Source organism: Thermodesulfobacteriota bacterium, from assembly GCA_040756475.1.
Taxonomy (GTDB): domain Bacteria; phylum Desulfobacterota; class Deferrisomatia; order Deferrisomatales; family JACRMM01; genus JBFLZB01.
Map to the genome: position 1 here is coordinate 1 of JBFLZB010000299.1, position 3,367 is coordinate 3,367.

The 3,367-nt window shown below is 66.9% G+C and carries 4 protein-coding genes; all 4 read right to left on the reverse strand.

The window, feature by feature from the left end; translation table 11 throughout:
* Nucleotides 1–95 precede the first annotated feature (95 nt).
* The gene (locus tag AB1578_22750) at nt 96–1,805 is read right to left on the reverse strand and encodes a flagellin (GenBank protein ID MEW6490718.1); all 1,710 of its coding nucleotides are present in this window, start codon (nt 1,803–1,805) and stop codon (nt 96–98) included.
* A 239-nt stretch (nt 1,806–2,044) separates the two neighbouring features.
* A complete protein-coding gene (locus AB1578_22755) occupies nt 2,045–2,212 on the reverse strand; it encodes a type II toxin-antitoxin system HicB family antitoxin (GenBank protein MEW6490719.1) in 168 nt (55 codons plus the stop codon).
* 156 nt (nt 2,213–2,368) lie between these two features.
* The gene (locus AB1578_22760; GenBank protein ID MEW6490720.1) at nt 2,369–2,812 is read right to left on the reverse strand and encodes a type II toxin-antitoxin system VapC family toxin; all 444 of its coding nucleotides are present in this window, start codon (nt 2,810–2,812) and stop codon (nt 2,369–2,371) included.
* Nucleotides 2,809–3,102: a type II toxin-antitoxin system prevent-host-death family antitoxin gene (locus tag AB1578_22765; protein MEW6490721.1), complete on the reverse strand. Its 294-nt coding sequence runs from the start codon at nt 3,100–3,102 to the stop codon at nt 2,809–2,811. Before AB1578_22765 ends, AB1578_22760 begins: the two co-directional genes overlap by 4 nt.
* Nucleotides 3,103–3,367 lie beyond the last annotated feature (265 nt).

A 3,367-nucleotide genomic window follows, 5' to 3' on the forward strand; every position in this document is an offset into this window, starting at 1 on the left:
GGGGCTTGCCCCGACGCGCCCCGTATAGGTCGGGGCAAGCCCCGACCTACGCCGCTTCTTATCCCGAACATCCCGTTATCCCGTCCAAAATCTCCCTACCCTTGCAGCAGCCGCAGCAGGTTCTGGGGCACCTGGTTGGCCTGGGCCAGCATGGCGGTGCCGGCCTGCATCATGATCTGGTACTTGGTGAACTGGGCCATCTCGGCGGCCATGTCGGTATCGCGGATCACCGACTCGGAGGCCTGCAAGTTCTCCGCTGCCACCCGCAGGTTGTCCAGGTTGGCTTCCAGGGTGTTCTTCTGGAAGGCTCCGAGGTTGCCCCGGATGGTCGAGACCTGGTCGATGGCCTTGTCGATGAGGGCCAGAGCGTCCTGGGCTCCCTGGGCCGTGGTCACGTCGATCTGCGAGAGGCTGTTGAAGCCGCTGGTGTTGGTCACACCCTTGGCCAGTTGATCGGCGGAGACGTCGCGGATCGCGATCTTCACGGTTTGGTTCTGGTTGGCGCCGATCTGGAAGACCAGCGAGTTGTCAGTATTGGCGAATACGGCGGTGCCGGCGGCCACGGTGGACCCGAAGTTGAGGGTCAGGGTGCCGCCTTCGGCCAGGCCGGTGTTGAAACTCACGTTGTTCTGACCCGCCTGGAAGCTGACCGCGTCGCCGCCGTCGAGAACTCCGTTGTATGTAGCCTTCGTCTCGACGATGGTGACCGAGATGGCGGTTCCATTGTAGCCGGAGAAGTCCAGGTCGATGGTTCCCCCGCCGCCGTTGCCGCTAGTCATGGTCTGGGCGGTGCTGCTGCGGTTGAAGCTCACGGCGGGTCCGTTGTCCAGGGTGGCCGATGCGGTGCTCGCCGTGACGCCGATCGAGAAGGTGTCGCCAAGGTCGAAGGTCCCTGCCCCGAAGGCGACGGTCACGCCATGTTCGACCCCCACCGCCGCGTCGGCCACCAGCCCGCTCAAGGTGCCCGTCTGCCCGGTCACCGCGTTGGTCCAGGACACGGTGGCGGCCCCGATCGCCTGCTCGTCTCCGGCCGACGTGACCGTAAAGGAATACGTGGTGTTCTGGGTGCCGGTGTAGATGCCGCCGCTCGTGGCCGTAAAGGTGGAGTCGGTGCCCCCCAGGCTCGCTCGGGTGATCGCGCTGGCCGGGCTGACCACGTCCATGGTTCCGGAGGTGGTGAGCACGTGGTTGCCCGCAGCCAGGGTGTTGTTGGCCGGGGTCGCTACCACGACCCCTGTACCCGCTCCGATGGTCGTGGACGCCATCGAGGCGGCGGTGATCGTGAGGGAGTGGGTGCCGGTCGCCAGCGTCGAGGCCTCCACGTTGTCGCTGGTGAGGCCGGTCCCTCCCGGGTCCGAGAGGACCGCGTTGTTGTTGTTGGTTCCGTCGAGAAGCTTCTTGGTGCCGTACTGTGTGTTGTTGGCGATGCGGTTGATCGTCTCGATCGCGTTTTCGATCTCGGCCTGGTTCGCGGCCAGCATGTTCGCGTCGTTGGTCGCGTTGTTCGCCGAGTCGATGGCGAGCGCCCGCATCTGGTCGAGGAGGGTGTGCATCTTGTCCAGGGCCGCCTCAGCGGTCTGGATCATGGAGACGCCCTTCTCCGAGTTCTTCACGGCTGCCTTGAGTCCTACCACTTGAGCCCGCATCTGCTCGGAGATGACGAGCCCGGCCGGGTCGTCCGCCGCGCGGTTGATGCGCAGGCCGGAGGAGAGCTTCTCCATCACGCCGCTCATCTCCCGGTCGGTCTTGTTGAGGTTTCGCCAGGCGTTGAGGGCGGTGATGTTCTGGTTGATCATGAGGCTCATGGACATCCCTCCTTGCGATGGTCGGCGTGCGCGTTAGTTCAGAGCCGCCGGAGCCCGGCGGCCGCGTGTGCTGGGGGTACGCAGGGGGCTAAAGCAACGGGTGTGCCACTGCGTAGCCGGGGAGGGAGGGTCCCGCGCAAGACCGCGCGGGGAGAGGATTTTCTCGGATGGGGAGGGCTAAGTCGGGGAAGGGTGCGCGCGCCGCAGCGCGCCGGTCTCTCCCCCCGGGGGTCCGGTTCCTACACCCCGAAGTACGCCACCGCCGTGGCCAGATAGTCGCGTATGGCGTCGCGAATGTTTTCGAGGGCTTCCGCTTCCGTCTTGCCCTGCGACCAGCAGCCGGGGAGCCCCGGGCAGGAAACAGAAACGCCTTCCTCCGTGTGGACGAGTCGGACGCGGTATCTCATGGTCTTGCCTTCCCCGGCCCCCTCAGGGGGCCGGACCGAACTTTGGGGGCGATCGCTTCCCGGAAGACGGTACCCCGGTCTTGCCGTGGAGGCAATCTCCAGTGCCGCAACAGCGCCTCGTGGGCGCTGCCGCAGGGCACCGGCGGCAGCAAACGCTTAGGTCATGGGAGCCTGAAAGGCGGGAAGCACGCGGAAACCTTCCTTGTGGGCCGCTTCGCGCAGGCGCGTGTCGAGACAGACGAACGCCTCGCCCCTGGGGCGCCCTCCGGCCCACAGGATGGCCGCGGAGAGCTGCAACGCGTCCGCCGCTCGAAGCGGGTGGGTAAGGAGGAGGCGTCCGCACACCGCGCGGACGTCTTCGCCGGGCTGGATCTCGGTCCACAGGGCCGACAGGGCGCGGAGAACGGCCCTGGCATCGTCTTCTTGCGCCGGGGTCAGGCTGCCATCCCTACGGCTCCGTGCAAATGCGGACTGGCACTCCACGGGCGTGGCCCACCACACCGCCAGGGCCCCTTCGGACCGGGCCAGTTCTCGAAGGATGGGGGAACTTTCTTCCTCGACGCAGAGAGGGACCACGGCCGAGGAGTCCCAGAACCTCATCGGCCGTCTTCCCGCTCTGCGAGGAGGGCTCTTCGGGCGGAGGCTCTGGGGTCCTGTGGGCGGGGAAGGGTCCAGAAATCCTCGGGGATCTGGGTCTGCCCGAGCCGCACCCGCCCGGCCCGTTCCAGATCCAGCAGGTGGGGCGGGAAGCCCTCGGCGGCTCGCGCCAGGGGCACCAGGCGTGCCACCGGGCGCCCCCTCTCGGTCACCACGACCTCTTCGCCCGCCTTCACCCGAGCGAGAAACTCACTCAGGGACGCCTTGAGCTCGCTGACGGCAGCAGTGTGCATCGGTCTCCTCCAGAGGAGTCGTCCGTGAGGTGACCAATCTGGTCTGATGGATGAGGCTTGTCAAGGCTGTGCGCCCGGTCCGAATTGGCTACGCATGACCCCCCCTTGGAAAAGGCAGGGGGGATTTCCCATGCGCACCTCGCCCCGCGGGCCGCCAAGGCGAGAAAAAAGGTTCTCTTCCGGATCGTGTGGGTGGACCCGCTGGGGAGGGAACCCCGGCGTCTGGGCGCGTAGGGGCGCACAGCGTGCGCCCGGAGGGTTCGGG

Coding starts and splice junctions, on each gene's coding strand:
- AB1578_22750 (MEW6490718.1), bottom strand. CDS start 1,805: ATGAGCCTCATGATCAACCAGAACATCACCGCCCTCAACGCCTGGCGA.
- AB1578_22755 (MEW6490719.1), bottom strand. CDS start 2,212: ATGAGATACCGCGTCCGACTCGTCCACACGGAGGAAGGCGTTTCTGTT.
- AB1578_22760 (MEW6490720.1), bottom strand. CDS start 2,812: ATGAGGTTCTGGGACTCCTCGGCCGTGGTCCCTCTCTGCGTCGAGGAA.
- AB1578_22765 (MEW6490721.1), bottom strand. CDS start 3,102: ATGCACACTGCTGCCGTCAGCGAGCTCAAGGCGTCCCTGAGTGAGTTT.